This window comes from Mesorhizobium sp. M1E.F.Ca.ET.063.01.1.1 (genome assembly GCF_003998155.1).
In the GTDB taxonomy this organism is placed as follows: domain Bacteria; phylum Pseudomonadota; class Alphaproteobacteria; order Rhizobiales; family Rhizobiaceae; genus Mesorhizobium.
In genome coordinates this window covers 1-1,219 of sequence record NZ_RZSC01001175.1, presented here as the reverse complement: position 1 = coordinate 1,219, position 1,219 = coordinate 1, and the positions used below count along the sequence as shown (strand labels likewise).

Here is a 1,219-nt window from a genome sequence, read left to right as displayed (position 1 = left end):
TACTATGCCATCGCCGTCAAGGGCCATGACGAGACCGCCGCCAAGGATCCGGCCTACAAGGAGCTGATCGAGAAGGGCGTCGCCGATCTCGACAAGAAGGCCGGCAAGGGTGGCTATCGCGCACTTGGCTGGGAAGAGCAGCGGGTCGCGCTGCTGAAGGAGGTCGAGAAGACGCCGTTCTTCCAGGCGGTGCGCGGCGGCCTGGTCGTCAGCCTGTACAACCAGAAGGAGGTGTGGCCCATCTTCGGTTACGAGGGCGAATCCTTTTCCAAGGGCGGCTACATCGCGCGCGGCTTCGACGACATCGAGTGGCTCTGAGCCGCTCTGTCCTTGAACCGCTTTTGACCGATTTCATGGGAGGAAACCATGGCAGCACAATTTGATCTCAAGAACGACGGCGTGGTCGTCATCATCGGCTCGGGCGCCGGCGGCGGCACGCTCGGCAACGAACTCGCCCAGAAAGGCATCGACGTCGTCATCCTCGAGGCGGGCGCGCGCCACGAATATGAGGACTTCATCAACGACGAATGGGATTCCTTCACCCAGCTCGCCTGGAAGGACAAGCGCACCACGTCGGGCGACTGGCGCGTGGCGAAGGATTTTCCGAACCTGCCGGCCTGGATCGTCAAGTCCGTCGGCGGCTCGACCACGCACTGGGCGGGCGCGTCGCTGCGCTTCCAGGAGCATGAATTCAAGACGCTTACGACCTACGGCAAGATCAAGGGCGCGAACCTTCTCGACTGGCCGGTGACGCTCGCCGAAATGGAGCCCTACTACGCCAAGGCCGAAGCCAAGATGGGCGTGACGGGCACCAACAACTGGCCACGGCTGCCGGGCAACAACAATTTCAAGGTGCTCAAGGCCGGCGCCGACAAGCTCGGCTACAAGGAATGCCACACCGGCAACATGGCGATCAATTCGGTGCAGCGCGACGACCGCAATTCCTGCCAGCAGACGGGCTTCTGCTTCCAGGGCTGCAAGTGGGGCGCAAAATGGTCGACGCTCTATACCGAGATCCCGAAGGGCGAGGCGACCGGCCATCTCGAGGTGCGGCCGAACTCCATGGCGATCAAGATCAACCATGATGCCTCGGGCAAGGTGACGGGCGTCGTCTATGCCGACAAGGACGGCAAGCTGCAGGAGCAGAAGGCGCGCATCGTCGCCGTCGCCGGCAATTCTATCGAAAGCCCGCGGCTGCTGCTCAACTCCGAATCGAGCA

The 1,219-nt window shown here is 62.5% G+C and carries 1 protein-coding gene and 1 pseudogene; both read left to right on the top strand.

From position 1 onward, the window contains the following. Positions 1 to 318: pseudogene (locus tag EOA29_RS37025) on the top strand (gluconate 2-dehydrogenase subunit 3 family protein); the annotation flags it as partial. Positions 319 to 366: 48 nt separating this feature from the next. Then, positions 367 to 1,219: GMC family oxidoreductase N-terminal domain-containing protein (locus tag EOA29_RS37020; RefSeq protein ID WP_145970072.1), on the top strand; the 853-nt coding region annotated here is incomplete at its 3' end.